The following is a 23,542-nucleotide window of genomic DNA, read 5'->3' on the forward strand; positions in this document are numbered from 1 at the left end:
ATATGTCAATGTAAGCATTTTACCGGTCAGGCGGAGAAGATGACCTCCAGCTTCTCGACGCGCATGTCGTCACCACCCAGTGAGTTGTCGCCGGTAATGGCGTGGGCGAACTCCAGCGCCTTGCCCCTGCGCGCGGTCAGCTCCAGGGCGGATCCGCATGGGGTGAGCTCGATCAGTTCCTGGCGCAGGTCGATGCTCTGTACATTCCCCTTCTTTTTACGCTGAATGACGAAGCTGTCGCGTCCGAGGAAGGCGTCGCACAGTTCGTCCAGCTTGCCGGACCAGTTCTCTCCCAGGGTGATGCGGTAGCGTGTGCCCTCGATCAGGGTGGAGAGCGAAGGGGACTTGGGCTCGATCAGTTGCGCCTCAAGGACGCGCAGCCCCCGGGGGAGGGCCTGGTTCAGGCGTTGCATGATCTCCTCCGCCGTGGTCCCGGGGGAGACGAACATGTCCATGTACTCGGCCAGGGACTCAACGCCAACGGAGGTTGCCGTGGCAAAGGAGAAGCGTGGATGGGGGTGAAAGCCTTGGGAGAAGAGGATCGGCACGTTGCCCCGGCTGACGGCGCGGGTGAAGACGGTCAGCAGCTCCAGGTGGCTCAAGAAGCGCATGGCCCCCTGTTTGGCGAAACGGATGCGGAGCCGGGCCGTTGCATCGCCCCCGCTGTTCTCCGGAGCCCGCTCTTCCAGGGAGGGGATGGAGGCGTCCCGGAAGAGCCGGGGCTTCACGCCTTTGAAATCGCAGACCCCGCAGGCACTGCATCTGCCTGTACGGCAGTCCGGTGTCGATCCCTCGGCCAGGGCCAGTTCCCGTTCCCTGAGCAGAAATTCCCGCGTCACACCGCAGTCCAGGTGCTGCCAGGGGAGAATCTCGTCCAGTTCCCGGCGACGCAGGTACCACTCGGGCCGGATGCCGCACTCCTGGAAGGCCCGCAACCAGCGCTCCAGGGAGAAGTGATCACCCCAGCCGTCGAAGCGGCAGCCCAGTTCCACGGCGCGCATCAGCACCGGCGCCAGGCGGCGGTCTCCGCGGGCAAAGACCCCCTCCATGAAGGAGAGCGCCGCGTCTTGCCACTTGAAGTTCAGTTTGCGCTTCTTGAGATCCAGGTGCAGCTGGTACTGCAGCTCCCTGATGTTCTCCATGGAGATCTGCGGCTCCCACTGGAAAGGGGTGTGGGCCTTGGGAACAAAGCTGCTGACCGATACGTTCACCTCGCCGGAGGTGGCTGCCTGTTTGGCCTGATCCTTGACCCGACGGGCCAGGATGGATATCTGCTCCACATCTTCGCTGGTCTCTCCGGGCAGGCCGATCATGAAATAGAGCTTGATGGAGCGCCACCCTGCCTGGTAGACGTTGAAGGCGGTCTCCAGCAGATCCTGCTCGCTGATCCCCTTGTTGATAACCCTGCGCAGGCGTTCGCTCCCCGCCTCGGGAGCCAGGGTAAAGCCGGTCTTGCGCACCTTCTTGATCTCGCTGATCAGGTCGTCGGTCAGGGTGCCGACCCGCAGTGAGGGGAGCGACAGGGCGATGCGCTCTTGGGCATAGCGTTTCATCAGATGGGTGATCAGCGGCGAGACGCAGGAGTAGTCGCCGCTGGAGAGGGAGAGCAGCGAGACCTCGTCGTAGCCGGTGGCGGCCAGGGTCTTCTTCACCAGCTCAATGATGGTTTCTGGCGACCGCTCCCGTAGGGGGCGGTAGATGTATCCGGCCTGGCAGAAGCGGCAGCCGCGGGTGCAGCCGCGGGCGATTTCCACCGCCACCCGGTCGTGCACTGTCTTCATGAAGGGTACGACCGGCTCCGTGGGGTAGGGCGCAGCGTCCAGGTCGGCCAGGAAGCGGCGGCGGATGCTGGACTTGTCTCCCCGCAGTCTGGTTATTTCGGCGATGGTTCCGTCGTCATTGTAGCGCGCCTCGAAGAAGGAGGGGATGTAGACCCCTTGGATCGCGGCCAGTCGTTCCAGCAGGTCGGCCCGCTTTTCGCCGGCCCGTCGAGATGCCAACGTCGCGCTGGCGATCTCAGAGATCGCCTCCTCGCCGTCGCCCAGCAGGACGGCGTCGAAGAAGGGGGCCAGCGGCTCCGGGTTGTAGGCGCAGGGGCCTCCCGCCAGCAGCAGCGGGAAGGAGTCATCGCGCTCGGCCGCCAGCAGCGGGATACCCGACAGGCGCATCATATTGAGTATGTTGGTGTAGGAAAGCTCGTACTGCAGGGTGAAGGCGACAATGCCGCATTCCGCCAGGGGGGTGGCGCTTTCCAGGGTGGCCAGGGCGCACCCCTCCTCCTCCATCTGGCGTTCCATGTCCGGCCAGGGGGCGAATACCCGTTCGGCTGCAACCCCATCCATTTCGTTGAGCACGCGGTAGAGGATGCGCAGCCCCAGGTGGCTCATGCCCACCTCGTAGACATCGGGGAAGGCGAGGGCAACGCGCAGGTCAGCCGAGTTCTTGCGGATGGAGCCCATTTCGTCGCCCATGTAGCGGGCCGGTTTTTCTACGGCGAGAAGATTCATCGTCTGGTGGGTGTTCCTTGCGTTAGATTTTCATGGGGCGCGGAGAGAGCCGCGGGCCGGTCGGGGCAGGCCGCCCGGCAGGGAGACGTCCTGTCGTCCGCGCGGTTGCCTGCACCGCTGGGTACCGTGGTGCCGATGCCGGTATAACTCAATCGGGAGGTTTCGGAATGTATCAAAACATGTGCGACAATGGCAAGGGAAATGCCTTATTTTTTTTCTTGCATTCGGGTCGGGCTGATGCTATAAGACGGTCTCCAGAGCGCCGAAGTGGTGGAATTGGTAGACACGCAAGATTCAGGTTCTTGTGCTCGCAAGGGTGTGCTGGTTCGAGTCCAGTCTTCGGCACCACAAAAAATAAGGGGTTGCGAATTTATTTCGCAGCCCCTTTTTTTCGTCCGGAACGCGGAGATTCCCAGGCACATCCGGATGTCCGTTTTCCTTGCGGTTGCCAATGCCTTCCGACGTCGGCCCGACGCCTTTCCCGTTGACACCGGGAATGAAAGGGCGTAATAAATCTGTGCGATTTTATGCTGTTATTGAATGGTAGCTGACGGAGTGCACGTGCCGGGAAATTTGATAGCAGGGTTTCAAGAGCCGCCCTTGTCAGCAGGATGTTGACGGGGGCGGCTTTTCTGTTTGTGCCGGAGGCGGCGGATGGAGAGCGGCGCTCTGCCCGGCTCTGACCGTGTAGGTAACGATGGGGATGCTCAGTGCACAAGAACGATCTTTCCGAGCGCGATATCTGCACCAAGTTCATCACTCCGGCGCTGGAACGTGCAGGCTGGGATGTTGCCACCCAGATACGGGAAGAGTTCCCTCTCACCAAAGGGCGCATCATCGTTCGCGGCAAGCTGCATACCCGGGCCAGGCACAAACGCGCCGATTACGTCCTGTTCTACAAGCCGAATATTCCCATTGCCATTATCGAAGCCAAGGACAACAACCACGGCATTGGCGATGGCATGCAACAGGCGCTGGGCTATGCCGACATGCTGCACGTCCCGTTCGTGTTCAGCTCCAACGGCGATGGTTTCCTGTTTCACAACAGGATCGCGCCGGACGGTATCATCGAGCGCGAGCTTGCACTCCATGAATTCCCGACCGCGGAAACGCTGTGGCAATGGTGGGCGCGGCACCGTGGCCTGAATGACCGGCAGAATGCACTGGTCACGCAGGACTATTTCAGCGACGGCAGCGATAAAAGTCCGCGCTATTACCAGTTGCTGGCCATCAACATAACCATCGAGGTCATAGCTCGGGGTCAGAATCGCATTCTGCTGGTGATGGCCACCGGCACCGGCAAGACCTTTACCGCCTTTCAGATCATCTGGCGGCTGTGGAAGTCCAAGGCGAAAAAACGCATCCTGTTCCTTGCCGACCGCAACATTCTGATCGACCAGACCATGACCAACGACTTCAAACCGTTCGGTTCGGCCATGACCAAGATCCAGAAGCGGCAGGCCAACAAGTCCTACGAGATTTACCTTTCCCTCTATCAGGCCGTCACCGGTAACGAGGAAGAGAAAAACATCTACCGGCAGTTCAGCCCCGACTTCTTCGATCTCATCGTTATCGACGAATGCCACCGGGGCAGCGCGGCCGCCGATTCGGCCTGGCGGGAGATCCTGGAGTATTTCTCATCCGCCACCCAGATCGGCATGACCGCCACCCCCAAGGAGACCAGAGAAGTCTCCAACATCGACTACTTCGGCGACCCAATCTATACCTACAGCCTCCGGCAGGGGATCGACGACGGTTTTCTGGCCCCCTACAAGGTCGTGCGCATCGATCTCGACCGTGATGTGACCGGTTGGCGGCCCGACAAGGGGATGGTCGACAAGCACGGCTTTGAAATCGAGGATCGCATCTACAACCAGAAGGACTTCGACAGGACCCTGGTGTTGGAGCAACGCACCCAGCTGGTGGCACAGAAGATCACCGAGTTCCTTAAGAAAACCAACCGTTTCGACAAAGCCATCGTCTTCTGTGAAAACATTGACCATGCCGAGCGCATGCGCCAGGCCCTGGTCAATGAAAACGCCGATCTGGTGGCGCAGAACAGCACGTACGTCATGCGCATCACCGGCGACAGCGAGGAAGGCAAGGCCGAGCTGGACAACTTCATCTTCCCGGAAAGCAGATATCCGGTCATTGCCACCACCTCCAAGCTGATGACCACCGGTGTTGACGCCCAGACCTGCAAACTCATCGTGCTCGACCAGCGCATCCAGTCCATGACCGAGTTCAAGCAGATCATCGGGCGCGGCACCCGCATCAACGAAGACTACGGCAAGTACTACTTCACCATCATCGACTTCAAGAAGGCCACCGAGCTTTTTGCCGACCCCGATTTCGACGGTGAGCCGGTGCAGATCTACGAACCCAGGGGGGATGACTCACCGGTGCCGCCGGATGTACCGGAGGAAGGCGAACGTAGTGGCGTCACCTACCCGGAACCCGGAGAAGAGAAGGGTTGGACCGGTGTCGCCGAACCCGGCCCGGAAGGGGAAGGCGGCGTTCGCCGTTACGTCGTGGCCACTGTGGAGGTCAAGGTTGCCGCGGAGCGGGTCCAGTACTTCGATGCCGCCGGCCGCCTGATCACCGAATCCCTCAGGGACTACACCCGCAAGGCCCTGGCCAGGGAATACACCTCCCTGAATGATTTCCTCCGCCGCTGGAGCAGCACCGAGAAGAAGCAGGCCATCATCGATGAACTCTCCGAACAGGGGGTGTTCTTCGATGCCCTTGCCGATGAGATCGGGCGGCAATCCGGCAAGGTATTCGACCCGTTCGATCTGGTCTGTCACGTTGCCTGGGGTATGCCACCCCTCACTCGCCAAGAGCGAGCCGAACAGGTGAAGAAGCGTAACTACTTCACCCACTACGGTGAGCAGGCCCGCCGGGTGCTGGAAGCCCTGCTGGACAAATACGCCGATGAAGGCGTGGCCCACATCGAAGAGACGCAGATTCTCACCATTGCCCCCTTTACCGAATTCGGCACCCCGCTGGAAATCATCCGTGGCTTCGGTGGGCTGGAGCAGTATCAGCAGGCGGTGCATGAGTTGGAGGAGGCTTTGTATGCCTGATAAAACAATGGCCTCACACGAAGGCACGAAGACACGAAGAACCACCCCGGCGCTTCGCGCCACCCCTCCAGAGGAGGGGAATCTTGGGCCTCAACTTGACTGATTCAAACAGGACTTCGTGCCTTCGTGTGAACCGATAAAGGAATCAAATCATGTCCCTAACCACCCTGATCAAAGCCATCCAGGACATTATGCGCAAGGATGTGGGCGTTGATGGCGACGCCCAACGCATCAGCCAGATGGTCTGGCTGATGTTCCTGAAGATCTTTGACGACAAGGAACAGGAGTGGCAGCTCACCGTTCCCGGCTACAAATCGCCGCTGCCCAGCCGTTTCCGCTGGTCCAGTTGGGCCAAGAATCCCGAGGGGATGACCGGCGAGGAGCTGATCGACTTCGTCAACAACGACCTCTTCCCGGCGCTCAAGAAGCTGGCCACCGCCGCCGGTGTGTCGCCCCATGGCAAGGTGGTCGGCTCGGTGTTCGAGGACGCCTACAACTACATGAAGTCCGGTACCCTGCTGCGCCAGGTGATCAACACCATCGAAGAGGATGTGGACTTCAATAAATCCGGCGACCGTCACCTGTTCAACGACATCTACGAAAAGATCCTCTCCGACCTGCAATCGGCCGGGAACGCGGGCGAATACTACACCCCCCGCGCCGTCACCCGGTTCATGGTCGACATGCTCGATCCCCAGCTCGGGCAGACCATCCTCGACCCGGCCTGCGGCACCGGCGGCTTTCTCACCTGCGCCATCGAGCACCTGAACCATCAGGTCAAGACCGCCGCCGACCGCACGCGACTGCAGGAGTGTATCTTTGGCGTAGAGAAGAAACCGCTGCCGCACATGCTGGCCATGACCAACATGATGCTGCACGGTATCGACGTGCCCACCAACGTCCGCCACGACAACACCCTCTCCCGGCCGCTCAAGGATTACGGCCCGAAAGACCGGGTGGACCTGATCATCACCAACCCCCCCTTCGGCGGCATGGAAGAGGACGGCATCGAGAACAACTTCCCGCGCAAGTACCAGACCCGCGAGACCGCCGACCTCTTCATGGCGCTGATCATGCACCTCTTGAAACACGACACCGGCAAGGCGGCCGTGGTGCTGCCCGACGGCTTTCTCTTCGGCGAAGGCACCAAGACCAACCTCAAGCGCGAGCTGCTGGAGGAGTTCAACCTGCACACCATCGTGCGCCTGCCCAAAGGCGTGTTCAGCCCCTACACCAGCATCGCCACCAACATCCTCTTCTTCGAGAAAGGCGGCCCGACCAGGGAGGTCTGGTTTTTCGAGCACCCCTATCCAGAGGGGTACAAGTCCTACTCCCGCTCCAAGCCGTTGACCATCGCCGAGTTCGATCTGGAAAAAGCCTGGTGGGGCGGAGCCGAGCGTCGTGGGCGCAAGACCACCGAGCAGGCCTGGAAAGTCTCGGCCAAGGTGCTGGCCGAGCGCACCTACAACCTGGACTGCAAGAACCCCCACGAGGTGGAGGTCAACCACCGCGATCCGGAAGAGTTGATGGCTGAATATCAGGCTATCGTCCACCAGCTCCAAGCGGCGCAGGCAGCCTTGAAAGCCGAGTTGATGGCCTGCCTGGGGGGCAAGGCATGAGCAGGAAGAAAAAGCCTGGCAAGGAAGTCTCCATCGTTCGCTCCTCGGCCGCCGAATACCTCACCTTTGTCGCCGCCAGCGGTGCGGGCGGCGTCGAGGCCGTTTATGCCGACGAAAGCATCTGGCTGACCCAGAAGATGATGGGGGTGCTTTACGATGTGAACGTGCGCACGGTGAATGGGCACCTGAAAAAAATCTTTGCCGACAGCGAGGTGCAGGAAGATGCAGTTATCCGGAAATTCCGGATAACTGCCGCCGACGGCAAGAGCTACGACACCCTGCACTACAAGCTCCCCGCCATCATCGCCGTGGGGTATAAGGTCAACTCCGAGCGCGCCGTGCAGTTTCGCAAGTGGGCCACCACCATCATTCATGAGTACACCATCAAGGCCTACGTCATGGATGACGAGCGCATCAAAAGCGGCGGCTCCATCCTCACCGAGCAGTACTTTGAAGAACAGCTGCAGCGCATCCGGGAGATCCGCCTCTCCGAGCGCAAGTTCTACCAGAAGATCACCGACATCTATGCCACCGCCATCGACTACGACGTCACCGCCCAGGCCACCAAGCGCTTTTTCGCCACCGTGCAGAACAAGCTCCATTGGGCCATCCACGGCCAGACGGCGGCGGAAATCATCGTCAACCGCGCCGATGCCGAGAAACAGCACATGGGCCTGACCACCTGGAAAGATGCCCCGCAAGGGAAAATCCAGAAGTTCGATGTCAGCGTGGCCAAGAACTACCTGACGGAAGACGAAATGGCGCAACTGGCCCGGCTGGTGAACGCCTACCTTGATGTGGCCGAGGATATGGCCCTGCGCAAGATGCCGATGACCATGCAGGATTGGGAGGTTCGTCTGAACCGCTTCATTGCGGCCACCGACCGTGAAATTTTGCAGGATGCGGGCAAGGTCACGGCGGAGATCGCCAAAGCCCATGCAGAAAGCGAGTTTGAGAAATACCGCATCGTGCAGGACCGGCTGTTTGAAAGCGACTTCGACCGGATGCTGAAACAGATCGATGCGATTCAGAAACCGGGGGAAGGCGATGAATAAACAAACCGCCCAACTGTTGGAACAGCACTTCGATATCGCCTTTGCCGCGCCCGACGGGATAAAGAAGCTCCGCGAGCTGATCCTGACCCTGACCATGCAGGGCAAGCTGGTGGAGCAGGACCCGAATGATCCTCCCGCTTCGGAGCTGCTTCGTCAGATTGAAAAAGAGAGGATCTCACACGAAGGCACGAAGACACGAAGGAAAGATAAAGAACTGCCGCCCATCAAACCGGACGAAGTGCCCTATGAGCTGCCGCAGGGGTGGGAGTGGGTGAGGCTGGGTGAAGCGATGTTAAAAATTACAGACGGAACTCATCATTCACCTCCCAATAACGAAAAAGGCGATTTCTTATACATTTCCGCTAAGAATATCAAAGATGATGGTGTGCTTATTAGCAATGCTACTTATGTAACAGAAGAAGTTCACGACGAAATTTTTTCCAGGTGCGATCCTGAATACGGGAACATTCTATACATTAAAGATGGGGCAACAACAGGGATTGTCACAATCAATGACTTGAAAGAACCATTTTCTATGCTTTCCAGTGTTGCATTGTTGAAACAACCTCATCAAGTGGACAATCGATACCTCCTATTTACTCTCAGGTCACCGTTTTTCTATGGAGAAATGCGAGCTGGAATGACCGGAGTAGCCATCACTCGTGTTACTTTGAAAAAATTACACGACGCAATTATTCCACTACCCCCCCTCTCCGAACAACACCGCATCGTCGCCCGCATCGACCAGTTAATGGCCAGGTGCGATGAGCTGGAAAAATTGCGGAAAGAGCGGGAGGAGAAGCGACTGGCCGTCCACGCCGCCGCCATCAAGCAGCTTCTTGATTCAAACTTCGCGTCTTCGCGCCTTCGCGTGAGCCAGGATTCTTCAAGCCTTCGTGCCTTCGTGCCTTCGTGTGAGACCGGTGGGGCATTTGATTTTCTCGCCAAGCACTTCGGCGAACTCTACACCGTCAAGGAAAACGTCGCCGAACTGCGCAAGGCCATCCTCCAGCTCGCCGTCATGGGCCGCCTCGTCCCCCAAGACCCCAACGACCCGCCTGCTTCGGAATTGTTGAGGGAGATCGAAAAGGAAAAGGTCTCACGCGAAGGCGCGAAGACGCGAAGGAAAGAAACCAAGCTGCCGCCCATCAAGCCGGAGAAAGTGCCCTACCAACTGCCAAAGGGGTGGGAATGGGTGAGGTTGGGAGACGCAGGCGCTTTTGAAAGAGGAAGATCGAAACATCGCCCACGAAACGACAAGCGCCTGTTTGAACATGGCACCTATCCCTTTGTCCAGACAGGCGACGTTTCAAGGTCAAAGGCAACTGAGAATCAAATTATGACATGCACCAGCTACTACAATGATTTCGGCCTAAAACAAAGTCGCCTCTGGGAAAAGGGTACTTTATGCATAACCATCGCTGCCAATATCGCTGAAACTGGCTTCCTTGGAATGGATGCCTGTATTCCTGACAGCGTTGTTGCATTCTTGGGAGTAAACAAATCCCTTGAAAAACTGGTTAAGGTGTTCATTGATGTGGCAAAAGGCGACTTGGAGCACTTTGCACCGTCTACTGCTCAGAAAAACATAAACCTCGGCATCATCAATGAGTTGTTATTTCCACTTCCTCCCCTCAATGAACAACACCGCATAGTCGCCCGCATCGACCAGTTGATGGCCCTGTGCGATACACTGGAGCAACGGATTGACGCTGCCACCGTCAAACGGACCGAACTGCTGGGTGCCGTGATGGCTACAATATGAACAATTGCCATCAAATCTTTTACCCTTCGTGTCTTCGTGCCTTCGTGTGAGATCAAATCCCGAAGATGATTGTGATAAATGGAATCATTTGGAAGATTTCAGTGGAGTGACCATGCCCCTGTTCACCTATTTCCCCACCCCCGCCTTCAGCGCCAAGCTGGCCAGGATCGAGAAACAGGATCCTCCCGGCCACGCCCGCATCCTGGGGGTGATCGAGCGTCTGCTGGAAAACCCCGCCGATGCCGACGGCTGGATGCACGGCGGGCACCACGGGCGGCTCAAGAAGTACGTCGGCCGCCGCGACTACCGGCTTATCTATCACTGGTGCCAGCGGTGCCGCAAGGAGGGGAGGAAGCTGGAGCAGCAGTGCGGCTTCTGCAACCAGATCCAGGACAACAGCGTGGTCTTCTTCGATGTCTACCACAAGAACGGGGCCAGCCGGATCACCTGATACGTGATTCTGGGCACTATCTCACGCCAGCTTATCCCGCCGCTTTGCTCCCCAGACGGTCCGCCTCGCTCTCCAGGGACGGATCGTCGTTCACCGGCATGCCGGCCACCTCGGTGGTGGGGCTGACCCTTCCCTCCCGCTGCTGCACCACGTGGGCCAGTTCGTGGCCCAGAAGCTGCCGTCCGGCGCTGGTGTCCGGGCTGAACTGCCCCGGCGCGAAGTGGATGTCGTTCCCCTGGGTGTAGGCTAGCGCCCCCACCTCCGTGGCCTTGCCGGAGTCGGGGTGAACTCTCACGTCGGAGAAGTCCGAGCCCAATCCCCGTTCCATGCCCGACCGCAGGCCATCGGGAATGCCGCCGGACGGCTTGAGCTGGGCGGGAAACCTCCCCTGCAGCGGTTCCTCTTCCTCCTGCGGCGCCATCTGGGCGCTGAATTTTCCCTGCGTCAACTCCTCTTCCTCCGGCATCTTGCCCTGTGCGGCGAACGTCCCCTGTTTCGGCTCGTCCTCCTCTTCGGGAAGGCGTTGGGCCGTAAATTTCCCCTGCTTGGCCAGCTCTTCGTCTTCCGTTTTGGACTGGAACTGGGCCAGACGTTTTCCCTGGGCGACCATGCGCGGGCTGTTGCCGATCATCTCCTGGAGCGGGCTCTGGGGAGTGGTAGCAGATGCATGATCCGGTGTGCGGTGCGTGGCCGGGCCGGTTATCACCTCTCTTGACCTCTTCTGCGCGCTTTTCATCGTTGGCTCCCTCCTCAACACGGGTAGGTGTTCATGCCTCTTTTCCGTACTGCGTGTAATTGGTGATGATGATCGACTTATCCGGTATGGTAGCCGGCACGTCGCCATTCTCCTTCAGAGCCGCCTTGACCTTGGAATCGTAGTCCACGTGCTTGGGGTGGGACTTGTACTGGAAGATCAGGTAGGGGCCCCTGACGTTGAGCTGCTGCACGACGTTCAGGGCGTCGGTGTACGAGCCGGTGATGTTTTGCGCGTACACCTTGCTGGCCTTGAACTGGCGCGCATCCTGGAGCTGTGCCACCAGCCGCCGCTGGGCCGTCTGCCGGGGACTGGCGGCGATCAGGTCGTTCGTGAGGTTGTGGGAGGGGATGGCGTTGGCAGGGGTTGTGGTTTGTATGGATTCCCGGGAAGAAACGGAGGTGTCGGAGCGTTCCTTTGGCATTTTTCTGGTAGATGATCTCATGCGCGGCTCCTTGTTGTGGCTATTTTGTTTTGTGGTAGCTCCGTATGTCTTGTGTGGGCATATCGTGCACAAGAGTCACGTAGTAGTAGTGAATCGTTTGGGGTTATTTGAAAACCTCTTTCAATTGTTCCAGTGATAAATTGATCTTTGGGCGCTTTCCTTGTCCTGGGCCAAACTTGAAGAAAGGAGTTTTATGAAGCATCTCCTCGACTTCCGTCAGCGATTTCTTGTACTTAACTGCGCTGACGGCCTTGCCAAGAACGTTTGAGATTTCTTCTGTCGTTGAAAAAACAAACGAATTATCAGCTCCTTGGAGATGATCCAACCCCTTGACTCCGAGCTCTTTCAGGGCGGTAACACATACTTCCGGCGCGACATGTAATGGATTCAACACGTTATTCGTGTTGGTCCAGGTCTTGCCGTAACTAGTGCCGTCTTCCACGTCCGTATACTGCCAAGAAACACTGTATGGTACAAAATGTGCGGCGGCAAGAATCGATTTCAGCTGTGTTTTTACGGATACAACTATTTCTGGGCCTGCCAAACTTCGGATCGATTTGGCTAGATAATCCGCCATCTCATCTGGTTGAGCCAGCGTCTCCGTACTCCGCGCGGTGACGAATCCCAACTTGCCTTTCTCCGTAATCATTTCTTCCATCTTTTGCCAATCACCATATTCCAAATCTAAAGGATGGTATCGAATGTTGGCTGACGGATTCTGGAATTTGATTTGTCCTCCGAGACTTGCGGCAATTAGGTGCGATATGGCGACAGGCGTGCGGCCTTGTTCAAAGGATTTTGGAATAATACCGTGCTGAGAAAGGGTCTTAAGCGGAGCTACGTCTCCCAGTTGTCGCTCTGCATTTTCGCGGTAGCCCTTGCTGGTTGTGTCAGTGCATTCGGACCAAGGTCCCTGACAGCTTTTTCCAATTTCAACAGAATCCTTACGGATATTGTGGAAACGCAACCAGTCGCTTTGAGCGACGAGTCGTTGTGCTGGAGTACCAGAAAGCGGTGAGACCTGATTTGAGCATGCGAGCTGAAGGTGCTTCTTCTGACCCGAAGCCACATGAGTGCTAATATCTTGCGTATGGGCCAGTGCATTCAGTTGTGTCAGTTTGCTGGAGTTATAGTGCGAAAATGGTGCAGCGTCCCCGAACAAACTGGTCAACTTCTGACGTTGTTCCACCATGCGTGGACTGCTGTCGAGGCATGTGGCAGTCCGACACTGGAGTGAATGCCTTCCGGATTCTCTCTGGGCAGTTTTTTGCGAACTTTCGGACTCCTGATGGTTCTTTTCCCTCGGAACTCTTTCCATCCCAACCTCCGGTCCATTCGTGAAAACTGCAACTCAACGGTACATGCACACCGTAAAATCATCCTCCAGGTACCCCCGGATCAGCTCGACCCTGGGCGACAGTTCATGGCAGAAGGTGACGACTTCCGCCCGGTCGTGGCCGGTCAACAGCTCGTGCTCCGGGAAGAACTCCGCGTCCAGCATGTTGAAGATCAGCGCCCGCTCCGCCGCGGCGTACATCCTGGCGATCATCTCCCGGTAAAAACCGGGATCGTCGCAGCGATACCCCAGGGCTCCGGAGGCGAAGACGTAGTCGGCCCTGGGGAGCTCCACCCGGGTGAAGTCTGCCCGGTAGAAGACGGTGTCCGGCCGCTGGCCATGGCGCTCCAGCGCAACTTCCAGGAACTCGGCCATCATGTCGATCCCGACGTAGGCGAAGCCGCTGAACCGCTCCGACAGGTAGCCCACCAGGTCGCCATGGCCGCACCCCAGATCCAGGATGGAGCGGCCGCTGAAATCTCCGGCGCCCGCTATGACCCGGAAGCGCCTGCTCTGGTTCTCTTCGCCGCGCCAGCCCAGCGCCCCGACCGAGCCGCCCGGAAATCCGCGTATCCGGTGGCGGTGAAAATGGATGATGGTAGCCTTTTCCATCAGGTTCATGACCGCACTCCTAGGGGTAGTCCGACTCCTTCATCTTCCTCACGTAGAGCCAGATCAGCACGAACGCCAGGGCCAGGAAGACCAGGAATACCACCTCGCTCCTGCGGTACTTCCAGAACGGATCGCAGGCGAACAGGGAGCATTGGAGGAGAAACGCCAGCCCCCCCACTCCCAGGAACCAGAAGAAGCGTTTCCTGAAGAACAGCCGCAGCTCGAAGAACCGGAACGAGAGCAGGAAGTAAATCAGCATCAGCAGCGCCAGGAGGTCGAAGGCGATCCGGACCGGCCAGCGGTTTGGTCCCACCACGCGGCAGTAGGAGGGGAAAAAGCGGGTGAGCAGCTGATTGAGAACATCGTCGTAGCCGCTGTCCTCGAAGGCGATGGCGATCTGACGGTTGATTTCGGCGGCAGGCTGCATGTCGCTGAACGGCGCGGGCCAGAAGGCCACCCCGCCGAAGTTGTCCTCGAAGTAGACCAGGTCGTCGAAGAACTGGTGGTTGTCCGTTGTCTCGGGCGGCTGCACTGCCGGGTTGAGCAACGGGACGATCTTTCTCAGCATGTTGCGCCTCTGGATCCCCTTGAGCATCTTTTCCATATCCTGGCGCAGCGTCTTTTTCGTTTCACCGGTCGGTTCGTCCAGCAGGACGATGAACAGGTCGACATCGTTCTGGGCGTCGAACTCGTCCCTGTCGCTCTGTTCCACCTTGGGCACCAACTGTTTCAGGTAGTTCTCGCGGAAAACCCCCGTGCCCAGGTCGTCCATGGCGACCACGACATTCAGGTTGTAGTACCAGCCCGACCCCTTGCCCACCTGCCGCAGCCGCGCCTTCAGCCTGGTGATGAAGGAGACCAGGTAGTCGCTGGCGGCGTCATCGTGGGGATAGCCGTCGAAGTACAGGGTGATGCCGTCCACTATGGCCGGAACCCTGCTCATTCCCAGAGTTATCCATGGCTTGGCCCGGTTAAGGAGGGAGTTGTCCAGGCGCTGCGCTGCCACCGCTGCGATACTCTCGATCAGCGAATCGCCGATGGTGCTCTGTTTGGACGCCAGCATGCGCGACCAGGCCCGCCAGTCGTTGTTGTAGATCACCAGGTCCACGCTGGTGTTGTATCTGCGGGCCGTGTTGATGAAACCGGCCCGCTCCTTCGTCATGTCAAAGCGTTTGGCGATGTTCCCCCGGTCGTCGAAACCGAGGGCGAAATAGCCGATACGGGTCAGGACGCTGAAGTCCAGCTCCCGCTTCACCCCGGCCGACCAGAAGGGAACGAAGCCGTACACCTCTCCCCGCAGGTCGTCACGGACGCAGCCGCAGGACCATCCCTTGAGGGCGATCAGCTTGCTTTCGTCAAACCGCTCGGTTTTCCGTGCCCGCTCCCGGATTTTCTCCAGGTACTCCGTGGTGAACTCCCCCTTCTCCAGGTCGCCGCTGGCGACCAGGGGGGTCTCCACCCTCACCCGCAGGGCGTTTTCTAAGAGCGCCCGTGCCGGGTATTCGCTCCCCACCAGCTCCGCGAGCCGTTCCACCACCGGTTTGGGAAGGTTCGAACTTCTCTGCTCCGCGAAAAAGGTGTCTCTCAGCATGAAGCTGACGTTCAGGTCGCCGTCGGCGTCGCCGGAAGGCTGGGCAGGCTGTTCCGCGGCTTCCAGTATCAGGTCCCGGTAGCGGTCGTAGCTCTCGCCGATGCAGCTCTTTACCGCGTTGACGAAGTCGTACCTGCTTTCAAACTCCACGTTCTGTAGCGGGTCGAGCTTGTCCAGGACGTCGTTCTTCGACTTCATCCATTCCAGGTCGTCCCGGGTCAGGCGGTAGACAACTCCCAGGCCATCCTCGGGAGGAGCGGAGGTGACTGAAGGGCCTGAACAGGACTGTTCCATGGCTTTCATGGTCAGGGAGCCGACGATGCCGTCGATGGGGCCGGTGTACCACCCCTGCTTCGCGTAACACTCCTGGATGCTCTTGATGGCTGCCCGGTTATTCCTGATCCTTTTCAGCTCTCCGGTCGTCAGCTTTCTGCAGCCGCAGCAAGGCGTTGGCGCGGCGCTGGACGTGGCAGCTTTCGTGGCGGGAGACGGCGTGCTTGTGGTGACGGCAGGTGTGGTGGATGTCGTGGCCGGAGCCGGTGATGTGGAGGTCGGTGTTTCGGCTTTCGTGGCTGCCGGCGCGGCGGAAGACTCCCCGGTGGGGCGCACGCTTCCCGGCGTGGCCAGGATCAGGAACAGCAGCGCCGCGATGCAGGTTGCCGTGTATGTGATGGTTGCTCTGGACATGGCGTCTAGATCGTCCTTCCCTCTTTCATCAGTTCCCGCGAAATCCCCTTGAGCAGGTCCTCCTGGGTGACCGCCCGGTCGCCCCGCCTGAGGGCGCGTATGGCGCCGTAGCGGGCCACGTTGGCGATGGCGCCACCCGGTATCTCGTGCTCCTCAGCCAGGGAGGGGAGATCCACGTCATCCCCCAGGGGATATCCCTTCCCCAGCACACCACGCCAGAGCCGCAGGCGCTGCTCTGCGTCGGGCAGGGGAAAGTAGACCGAACTCTGGAACCTGCGGGCAAAGGCCTCGTCGATGTTGGCCTTGAGATTGGTGGCCAGGATCACCATCCCGGGGAAATCCTCCACCCGCTGGAGCAGGTAGGAGACCTCCTGGTTGGCGTAGCGGTCGTTGGAGCTGGAGGTCTGGGTGCGCCTGCCGAACAGGGCGTCCGCCTCGTCGAAGAAGAGGATCCAGTTCCTGTTCTGGGCCTGGTCGAAGACCGAGGCCAGGTTCTTTTCCGTCTCGCCGATGTACTTTGAGACAACCATGGAGAGGTCGATGCGGTAGACGTCCACGCCGGCGGAGGCGCCGATCAGGGTCGCCGTGAGGGTCTTGCCGGTCCCGGGGGGGCCGTAGAAGAGGCCGCGGTACCCGGGCTTGACCACGCTTGCCAGTCCCCACTCCTCCATGATCACCCGGGAATGCTCCAGCCAGGCGGTCAGGGTAAGTATCTCCTCCAGCACCTCCGGCCCCAGCACCAGGTCGCTCCAGGCGAGGGGAGTGGTGATGAGCCGGGCAGGGAAGCAGGACGAGAAGCCGGGCTTGTGACTGCTCCCGGTGGTAAAGCGGCTCAGGTAATCGGCGGTGATGAGCAGTGCCCCACTGAACAGCGGCTCGTTGCCGGAACTGCTCTCTATGCGCAGGATTCCCTGGTTCGTGAAGACGTGGTCGGCCTCGAAGAGGCGGATGATCTCGAAGCGTTTCTTCAGGTCGTCGCCGGCCAGGATGAAGGCCGCGGTCTCGCAGGTGGGAAGGAAGCCGCCGTGGCTGTTCCCTTTCCAGCCGCCGAACTCGGTGAAGCCCCGGTCCAGGTTCCTGTTGCGGATGAACAGGGTGTCGAGTTCGTGGGGAGCGGTGTGGGGCAAAAGCGCCAGGATCAGGATGACCCGTTCGTCGAACCCCAGGCCGAAGCGGGTGACGGTCCGGGCGTATTCGGAACCGTCCCCCTCCAGGGAGGGGGGTGTTATGTGGCGGATCTCCCCGCTCCCCCCCGGCTCCTGGAAATAGAGGGTGATGCGTGTCTCCAGCAGCGCGCGGAACCAGTCGATCTCTCTCTTCAGGGTGAGGGCGTTTGCCTCCCCGGCGCTCATGCTCATCGCCACTCCACGTACAGTGCCCGCCCCATCCAGGGGTGCCGTATGGTCGAGAAGCCCCAGGGGATGCGGTCCAGCAGCATGTCGAAGGGACGGGGGGCCACCAGCAGGCTCCAGGCGTCGTCCTTCAGCCGCAGCCTCCCCTCCCGCTGGAGGAACGATTCCCTGAGCCCCGCCAGCGAGGTGGAGCCGATGGCGGACCAGGTGGCGATCATGGCGTGCAGCAATCCCTCGACGCACTCCTCCTCGGCCGGTTCAAGCCTGACCTCCCGGCCTATGGGCTCTCCGGTGGGAACCCCGCAGAGCAACTTGTTCAGCGCTAGCAGGTATTCCGGCGCGCCGCTGTCTCCGTGTACCATGAACTGCAGCAGATGGATCCCTCGTTCCGCCGCATCCCGGTCCCGGAACCCCTTCCCCTCCAGCAGCCCCAGCATGGAGAAGAGGCGGGTCAGGTAGGGCGCCGCCAGTACCTGGCCTGCATTGACGACGTACAGATCCTCCCGGAACTCGTCCTGTTCCCCCTTGACACCAGGCTCTGCTTCCACCGTTTTCCTCCCCGGGGCTATGACGGAAGTGGGGGAGGCCTCTTCGTCCTGCCTCTGCTTCCGTCGGGACCCCCCCTCTCCCCGGGATTCTCCCGCGACCTGAGGCTGGTGAGCCCGACTGGGGGGCGCGGAACCGTCGTCGGCATCCGTAACGGGGAGCGGAAGCCGGGCCGTCCGCGTGAGCGCAGCCTGCTCCCGCATGCCATGGAGCGGTTTAGCCGTCGAATCAGGGGGGGCTGGCACTGCCCCCCCCTTTCCCGCGATGATCGCCAGGATCTGCCGCTCCACCCGCCGGCGCAGCGGCGGCAGCCCTTCGCGTCGCTGCCGAAGCAGGAGCTCCCGGAACCCTCGGTCGTAGCTCCGGCCGGTCTGCTCGGCCAGGTGACGGATGAGCGCATCGACGTACTCGTCCAGCGGCAACCCGCTCCTTCTGCCGAAGAGATGGCTGAACAGGAAGCGGCGGGCCAGGCCGTGGAGCCGGCCGCTCTCCGCGACGACGGCGGTGAGCAGGATCTCCGTTGCCAGTTCCGTGCAGAGCAGCACCCGCCGCCAGTCCTTTCCCCGGGAGAGGGAGCAGAGGGGGAGCAGCAGCCGTGCAGGAAAAAGGTCGATGATCCGTTCGGAGTATCCCCGGCGAGTCGCCAGCGCCTTCACCATGGTTCGGCAGAGCTGCGGCCTGTGCCGGATCAGCTCCCTGATCACCGCTTCCGGAACCGTACGTGTCTCTCCGTTTTTCCGTTCGGGCTCACGGGAATCCCGCGCCCGGCGTCCGGAGTCCCGCCGCTTCTCAGGCTGCCGGGGAGCACTCTTCAGTCGCAGCTGGTGCAGGATACTCCGCAACTCCGCGTGCGGTGTTCCTGTTTCACGGGCCTCTTCCAGCGCCATGGCCAGGGAGTCGAGCAGTTCGAGGTAGGCCCGGTTTCCCCGGGCCGCCATGGCGCGGACCAGGCTCTCCAGGTATGCCAGCTTGTTGAACCGGCTTCCCCGTTCCACCAGCAGATAGGCCAGGGTGACCTGCCACAGGCCACTTTTCAGGGTTTTCGCGGATTCCGTCCTGCCGTCGGCTGCCCGCCGGAAGAGTTCCGGCTGTCCGGTGATTCCGCGGACGAACCCTCCCTCCCGCGGCTCCAGCATCCGCACCAGCTCTTCCAGAAGCGGTTCGGGAAACCCTTCGGCCATCTTCCGTAAACTCTCGCCCCGGCCGCAGAATTCGGCGAGCGTTTCCAGGATCAGGCCGGGGTGTTCGTGCAGCGTGGCGCGCCAGAAGCTCTCCAGGCCAACGGCGGAACCGCTGGCGAACGCCTCCCGGAGACGCAGCCGGATCAGCGCCTCTTCCGGCGCCTCTCCACGCTCTTCCCGTCGCTGCTCCCCGGGGGGGCGGCCAGCGCCGGCTTCCCGGGCCAGTTCCCCCAGCAGGGAGAACATCTCATGCTTCAGTCTGCCGGGCTTCGGCGATGCTTCCAGAAGGGCGGTCAGGGAGACCAGCAGGGGAATGTAGCCGCTGTTGCTCCGTGCCGCCATGCCTCTGACCACGCCTTCCAGGTAGGCCCTGCGGTTGAATCTTCCCCCCCGTTCACAGAGCAGGTAGGCCAGGGTGAACTCCCAGAGCCGGCTCCTGTACATCCGTTCGCTTCCCTCAGGTTCCGCCGTAGCGCGTCGGAACAGTTCCCCCCTGGCGGTCAGTTCTACGATGAATCCGCTCTCCCGCGGTTCCAGAATCCCGGCCATCCCCCGCAGAACCGTTTCAGGAAACTGCTCGGCCATCCTTCGCCGCGCGGCTGATTCCCTGCCGCGGCGCCCCAGGATTTCGATCACCAGTGCGGGGAAGTCCCCTGCCAGTTCCTCCCACACTTCGGCCAGGGTGTCTGGTTCTCCCCGAACGATGGCCCGGTTCAGCAGCTCCCCCAGCAGGCGGGCCCGGGAGATGGCTTCGTCCCGGACGGCGTCAGCTGCCGGGGAGCTCTTCACTCCGTCTTTGCCCCCCAGCTCCAGCAGGAACTCCAGCATCTGTCGCTTCAGCATGCCCGGAGCCTCCGCCTCTCCCAGGATTGTTGCCAGCGCATCCAGGAGATCGGTGAAACGGATCGAACAGCGGGCCGCCATCCGGCGAACCAGGCGTTCCAGGTAGGCCCGCCGGTTAAACTGTCCCCCCCGTTCCACCAGCAGATAGGCCAGGGTGAACTCCCAGAGTCTGGCCCGCGTGGTTGAGGTCTCTTCCGGTCTCTGTTCGCACGCCCGTCGGAAGAGTTCGGGACTGGCCGCGATTTCCTCCACGAAAGCGCTCTCCAGTGGTTCCAGCAGGCGCACCAGATCCCGCAGCATGGCCGGGGGAAAGCCTTCGGCGATCCGTCGCAGCGCGTCCCCGTCCGCACCCTTCCGCCGGAGCAGTTTCCGCAGCAGGGCCGGCCGGTTGCGCAGCAGCTCCTGCCAGTCGTCCTTGATTACCTCCGCGTGTCCTGTTGTCAGCGCCTCTTCGAGGCGCGTACGGAGAGACCCTCGGGTCGCGGAATCGTCATGGTCGGGGAGATGCCCTGTCCCGGTCCGCATGTCTGTCACCGGAACGTCGCTCTGTTCCCGCTGATCCAGCAGGCTGAGCAGGATTGTTTCCCATACGTCCCGGCGCTCCACGGTGGAGGGGAGGGAGGCCAGTGCGGTGGAGAACAGCTCTCGCAGCGAACGGCTCCAGATGGTCTGTCCCGGTGCCAGCATGCGTGCCAGGTCTGCCGCGACATGCTCCCCGAATTGGCGGACGATTCTGGCTACTGTCCGCTCTTGGCGGAGCCTGTCCCCCAGGAGGCGGCGCAGGCTGGTGGCGTCGCAGGAGAGGAGCTGCTCTGTCAGCTCCTCCATGGTCCGCCCGTCGGCCAGGTCAGCGTTCCAGGGTATGCAGCCGGTGGCCAGGAAATACTCCAGCCGTTCCCGTCCATGTTCCCCGGGGGGGATGACCCTGCACCCCGCACGTGCCTCTCCGCCGTGCAGCAGGTTCTCCCGCAGTGCCGCTTCGAGTCTCTCCCGGAGACGCTCGCCGGCGGCTTCGCTCCAGCCGTCACTCCCGATGCTTCCCAGATCGATGTCCAGGCGGTCGATGCGCAGCACCCCGGCGGGAGGGGCGAGTCTGGTGAAAACCTCGTCCACGATCTCCAGCGCCAGGCCGGAAGCGAAGGAGCGCAGCTCCTCCTGCTGCTCGAATGCCGCCTCCTCCGAAGGGAACGAGACCTGGAACAGGGCGTTTTCCACCATGTGGGCAGCGGTCATGGCAGGTCCCCTTCTCTCTCGCGGGACCGGGTATCCCGAAGTAAAAGCACGAGCGCGCGGGAGGTCCGCTCCAGTTCGGGATCGCCCGGCTCTGGGGCGTTCATGCGACACAGCCAGGCGGCGAAGAGCGTTTCGAAAGCTGCCATGGTCTCGAATCGGAGCCAGTGACATTCCGCCAGGATGTGTGCCGGACAGTTCCGCTGCACCGTTTCCTCGGCCAGGCGGCGGAAGTTCCGATCCCGGCAGCGGGCGGTCCAGGCGGGGAACAGCACGCTCACCCGGAAGGGGAAGAAATCCGCGGGAACGCCATCTTCCCGGCCGTGCGTACCCCGGGGCCGGAGCAGGATGTGTTCGACGACGTGCATTCCCTCGCTCCCAAGGCTGAGGCCGACCAGCAGCCGGCGCAGGGCATTGGCGCTTGTCACCGCGCTCCCCTGATCCGGAAACAGTCCGATCCGCCACCACTTGCCGCTGTCGGAGGCGGCAAAAAGCAGCTGCGTACCCGTTCCCTGGGGGGCGATGCGGTAGTTATCCAGCGCAACGCCGCGTTGCAGCAACGATGGCGTCAGTCGGCCGCTGTCCGTGAAGCAGATTCCGGCGGTCAAGGGGCGCAGCTCCTCCGGCGTTCCGCCGTCGGGACCGCTGAGCGGGACCTGGAACCACGGGGAGTCATTGCCCGGCTCTTCCGCCGGGACCGGCAGCCCGGGTTCCGTGCCCGAAAACGCCGAGTCGTCACCCAGGATGAAACCGGCGGAGAGAATCGGCCGGGTCAGGGAACGATGACTCCCGGAGCCGAAGCCGAGCATCAGGCTGACCCGCCGGTGCAGTCCCGAGACTCCGGCCCCGCTCTTGTCTGCCGCGCCATAGTCGGGCGCTTCCCCCCTGTCCCTGCCCAGCTCCACGATCTGATTCAGGAAGGCGGCTTTCTGGCGGACGGCGATTCTCTCCGTCTCCTGGGGGGGATGGTAGGAGCTGAAATCCCGCAGGGCGCTCGGGGAGACGCGTTCCCCGTACAGGGCGAGCAGGTAGTCCAGAAGCCGGTTCTTGCGCTCGAAGACGTTGTCATGCTTCTCCACCAGCGCGGCGATGGATGCTTCCGCCTGTTCCGGGTAGACCCGCTCCAGATCGGCGATGCCGCTCTCTTCCAGGGTCTGGTGCCAGTAGGTTCGTTGCGGTGAGCTTTCGATGGAGAACAGGGTGCGCAGGTTCCCCTGGTTGGCCAGGAAGTTGGCCATGAGCTGCTCGAACGGCAGCAGATACCCCTTCAGCTGCGCCGCGGCTCCTCTCCTGCGCGGCGATGCGGATTCCGCCACTCCGAACCTGCCGATGCCGTAGATGGCCGGGAACTGGTTCTGGATGGAGACGTACCGTCCCAGGTCGCGGAACTCCCCGTGCGGCAGGGGGGCTATGGCGGAGAGGTCCTGGGGAGCATGCCTCATGGATCTCCTGGCGAAATCCAGTTCCCCGTACCTGGCCTCCAGCTCCCGGGCCGACACCACGACCCGCCGTCCGCTCCGGGTCAGCTGCACCCTGATCTCCCCATCGCTTTCGGGGATGTTCAGGTACACCGCGGTTTCGGCTCCCTCGCACGCCATGCCGCTATGGTAGGTACGCCCCCCGCTTTCCAGGAACAGGCTGGTGATGTTCTCGACACCGTCGATGGATCTGATCACCGAGTAGAGGTCGGAAACCCTGATTTCATCCCGGGCATCGTCCAGGTCGTCATCGCGGATGAATCCGAAACGGGTGAGCGGTCCCCGGAAGATCTCTTCCGGCTCCACTCCCTGGCGCAGCGCCTCTTCGTACCCCCGGGAGGAGATGCCGCCGCTGATCGACCGGGAACAGAGATGGTACAGTTCGGAGAGGATCTCGGTTGCCGGGCGGCCGGCGCCGATTTCGATTTCCCCGTGCAGTACGCAGCTGATCTCCCGGACGAACACGATCTCTTCCAGATCTTCGCAGAGGTTCCGCGACGATGAGCAGACCCGGGAAACCCGCGCCCGGATCTCCTCCCGCATGGCCCTGTGTTCCGCCCCCTCGCTCCGTTCCTTCAGCCGCAGCACAACCCGGAGCAGCGGGCCGTAGGGGCCTTCCACGGTGGTCAGCCAGACATTATCGATCTCGGGAACCGCGTCGAAGATCGCCGTGCGGTAGTCGTCGATGGTGGTCGGGCGGCAGGGGAAGATCCGTTCGGCGGGGTGGAGCGCGAGCCTGTCGCACTCCAGGGAGCCGTCCTGTCCTGCCAGAAGGTCCTCCACCGGGAAGCCGGTGCGGTAGATCAGGTCGGTCAGGCCGTAGCAGAGCTGTTCGAGGATCGTGACGCCGGGGTCGTGGAGGTTGTAGTCGGTCCAGAGGTCGCCGGCAAGCTCCTGGACGGAGCCGATCCCCTGCCGCTTCAGCTCCTCGAAGCTCCCCTGCTCCTGAACGCCTGTTGAGCGTCGTATAGTTCTGGTTTCCGGCATGTCGTCCTCTGAAACCG

14 protein-coding genes and 1 tRNA gene are annotated in these 23,542 nt (G+C 61.2%); 6 read left to right on the forward strand and 9 right to left on the reverse strand.

Translation table 11 applies throughout. From position 1 onward, the window contains the following. Nucleotides 1-26: 26 nt before the first annotated feature. Nucleotides 27-2,507: a TIGR03960 family B12-binding radical SAM protein gene (locus tag PPRO_RS01705; protein ID WP_011734299.1), complete on the reverse strand. Its 2,481-nt coding sequence runs from the start codon at nucleotides 2,505-2,507 to the stop codon at nucleotides 27-29. Between the two features lie 261 nt (nucleotides 2,508-2,768). Here PPRO_RS01705 and PPRO_RS01710 point away from each other — a divergent pair. The 6 genes from PPRO_RS01710 (at nucleotide 2,769) to PPRO_RS01735 (ending at nucleotide 10,483) form a co-directional block, all read left to right on the forward strand. Next, nucleotides 2,769-2,855 (forward strand) — tRNA-Leu (locus tag PPRO_RS01710). 362 nt (nucleotides 2,856-3,217) lie between these two features. Next, nucleotides 3,218-5,593 (forward strand): EcoAI/FtnUII family type I restriction enzme subunit R, encoded by a 2,376-nt coding sequence (gene hsdR, locus PPRO_RS01715; RefSeq protein WP_011734300.1) that lies wholly within the window; start codon nucleotides 3,218-3,220, stop codon nucleotides 5,591-5,593. A 152-nt stretch (nucleotides 5,594-5,745) separates the two neighbouring features. Further along, complete coding sequence (locus PPRO_RS01720; RefSeq protein ID WP_011734301.1) at nucleotides 5,746-7,212, forward strand: type I restriction-modification system subunit M; 1,467 nt, start codon at nucleotides 5,746-5,748, stop codon at nucleotides 7,210-7,212. Continuing rightward, nucleotides 7,209-8,267: a virulence RhuM family protein gene (locus tag PPRO_RS01725; protein WP_011734302.1), complete on the forward strand. Its 1,059-nt coding sequence runs from the start codon at nucleotides 7,209-7,211 to the stop codon at nucleotides 8,265-8,267. The genes PPRO_RS01720 and PPRO_RS01725 overlap by 4 nt, the downstream gene beginning before the upstream one ends. Further along, nucleotides 8,260-10,032, forward strand: coding sequence for a restriction endonuclease subunit S (locus PPRO_RS01730; protein WP_011734303.1), 1,773 nt, complete (start codon nucleotides 8,260-8,262; stop codon nucleotides 10,030-10,032). The genes PPRO_RS01725 and PPRO_RS01730 overlap by 8 nt, the downstream gene beginning before the upstream one ends. 112 nt (nucleotides 10,033-10,144) lie before the next feature. Further along, nucleotides 10,145-10,483, forward strand: a complete 339-nt coding sequence (locus tag PPRO_RS01735) for a type II toxin-antitoxin system RelE family toxin (RefSeq protein ID WP_011734304.1) — start codon at nucleotides 10,145-10,147, stop codon at nucleotides 10,481-10,483. Nucleotides 10,484-10,514: 31 nt separating this feature from the next. On the opposite strand, the gene PPRO_RS01740 is transcribed toward PPRO_RS01735, so the two are convergent. The 8 genes from PPRO_RS01740 to PPRO_RS01775 form a co-directional block, all read right to left on the reverse strand. Beyond that, nucleotides 10,515-11,219, reverse strand: coding sequence for an eCIS core domain-containing protein (locus tag PPRO_RS01740; RefSeq protein WP_011734305.1), 705 nt, complete (start codon nucleotides 11,217-11,219; stop codon nucleotides 10,515-10,517). A 31-nt stretch (nucleotides 11,220-11,250) separates the two neighbouring features. After that, the gene (locus PPRO_RS01745) at nucleotides 11,251-11,682 is read right to left on the reverse strand and encodes a hypothetical protein (RefSeq protein ID WP_011734306.1); all 432 of its coding nucleotides are present in this window, start codon (nucleotides 11,680-11,682) and stop codon (nucleotides 11,251-11,253) included. A 103-nt stretch (nucleotides 11,683-11,785) separates the two neighbouring features. Beyond that, the gene (locus PPRO_RS01750) at nucleotides 11,786-12,874 is read right to left on the reverse strand and encodes a hypothetical protein (protein WP_041532087.1); all 1,089 of its coding nucleotides are present in this window, start codon (nucleotides 12,872-12,874) and stop codon (nucleotides 11,786-11,788) included. A 159-nt stretch (nucleotides 12,875-13,033) separates the two neighbouring features. Next, nucleotides 13,034-13,639: a class I SAM-dependent methyltransferase gene (locus PPRO_RS01755; protein WP_011734308.1), complete on the reverse strand. Its 606-nt coding sequence runs from the start codon at nucleotides 13,637-13,639 to the stop codon at nucleotides 13,034-13,036. 10 nt (nucleotides 13,640-13,649) lie between these two features. After that, nucleotides 13,650-15,908: a hypothetical protein gene (locus PPRO_RS01760; RefSeq protein WP_011734309.1), complete on the reverse strand. Its 2,259-nt coding sequence runs from the start codon at nucleotides 15,906-15,908 to the stop codon at nucleotides 13,650-13,652. 5 nt (nucleotides 15,909-15,913) lie between these two features. Continuing rightward, a complete protein-coding gene (locus PPRO_RS01765; RefSeq protein WP_011734310.1) occupies nucleotides 15,914-17,260 on the reverse strand; it encodes an ATP-binding protein in 1,347 nt (448 codons plus the stop codon). 2 nt (nucleotides 17,261-17,262) lie between these two features. Next, the gene (locus PPRO_RS19225) at nucleotides 17,263-21,063 is read right to left on the reverse strand and encodes a contractile injection system tape measure protein (RefSeq protein ID WP_011734311.1); all 3,801 of its coding nucleotides are present in this window, start codon (nucleotides 21,061-21,063) and stop codon (nucleotides 17,263-17,265) included. Next, nucleotides 21,060-23,525, reverse strand: a complete 2,466-nt coding sequence (locus PPRO_RS01775) for a hypothetical protein (protein ID WP_011734312.1) — start codon at nucleotides 23,523-23,525, stop codon at nucleotides 21,060-21,062. Before PPRO_RS01775 ends, PPRO_RS19225 begins: the two co-directional genes overlap by 4 nt. Nucleotides 23,526-23,542 lie beyond the last annotated feature (17 nt).

The sequence above is a fragment of the Pelobacter propionicus DSM 2379 genome, assembly GCF_000015045.1.
Lineage (GTDB): Bacteria > Desulfobacterota > Desulfuromonadia > Geobacterales > Pseudopelobacteraceae > Pseudopelobacter > Pseudopelobacter propionicus.

Coding starts and splice junctions, on each gene's coding strand:
- PPRO_RS01705 (WP_011734299.1), bottom strand. CDS start 2,507: ATGAATCTTCTCGCCGTAGAAAAACCGGCCCGCTACATGGGCGACGAA.
- PPRO_RS01720 (WP_011734301.1), top strand. CDS start 5,746: ATGTCCCTAACCACCCTGATCAAAGCCATCCAGGACATTATGCGCAAG.
- PPRO_RS01725 (WP_011734302.1), top strand. CDS start 7,209: ATGAGCAGGAAGAAAAAGCCTGGCAAGGAAGTCTCCATCGTTCGCTCC.
- PPRO_RS01730 (WP_011734303.1), top strand. CDS start 8,260: ATGAATAAACAAACCGCCCAACTGTTGGAACAGCACTTCGATATCGCC.
- PPRO_RS01735 (WP_011734304.1), top strand. CDS start 10,145: ATGCCCCTGTTCACCTATTTCCCCACCCCCGCCTTCAGCGCCAAGCTG.
- PPRO_RS01740 (WP_011734305.1), bottom strand. CDS start 11,219: ATGAAAAGCGCGCAGAAGAGGTCAAGAGAGGTGATAACCGGCCCGGCC.
- PPRO_RS01745 (WP_011734306.1), bottom strand. CDS start 11,682: ATGAGATCATCTACCAGAAAAATGCCAAAGGAACGCTCCGACACCTCC.
- PPRO_RS01750 (WP_041532087.1), bottom strand. CDS start 12,874: ATGGTGGAACAACGTCAGAAGTTGACCAGTTTGTTCGGGGACGCTGCA.
- PPRO_RS01755 (WP_011734308.1), bottom strand. CDS start 13,639: ATGAACCTGATGGAAAAGGCTACCATCATCCATTTTCACCGCCACCGG.
- PPRO_RS01760 (WP_011734309.1), bottom strand. CDS start 15,908: ATGTCCAGAGCAACCATCACATACACGGCAACCTGCATCGCGGCGCTG.
- PPRO_RS01765 (WP_011734310.1), bottom strand. CDS start 17,260: ATGAGCGCCGGGGAGGCAAACGCCCTCACCCTGAAGAGAGAGATCGAC.
- PPRO_RS19225 (WP_011734311.1), bottom strand. CDS start 21,063: ATGACCGCTGCCCACATGGTGGAAAACGCCCTGTTCCAGGTCTCGTTC.
- PPRO_RS01775 (WP_011734312.1), bottom strand. CDS start 23,525: ATGCCGGAAACCAGAACTATACGACGCTCAACAGGCGTTCAGGAGCAG.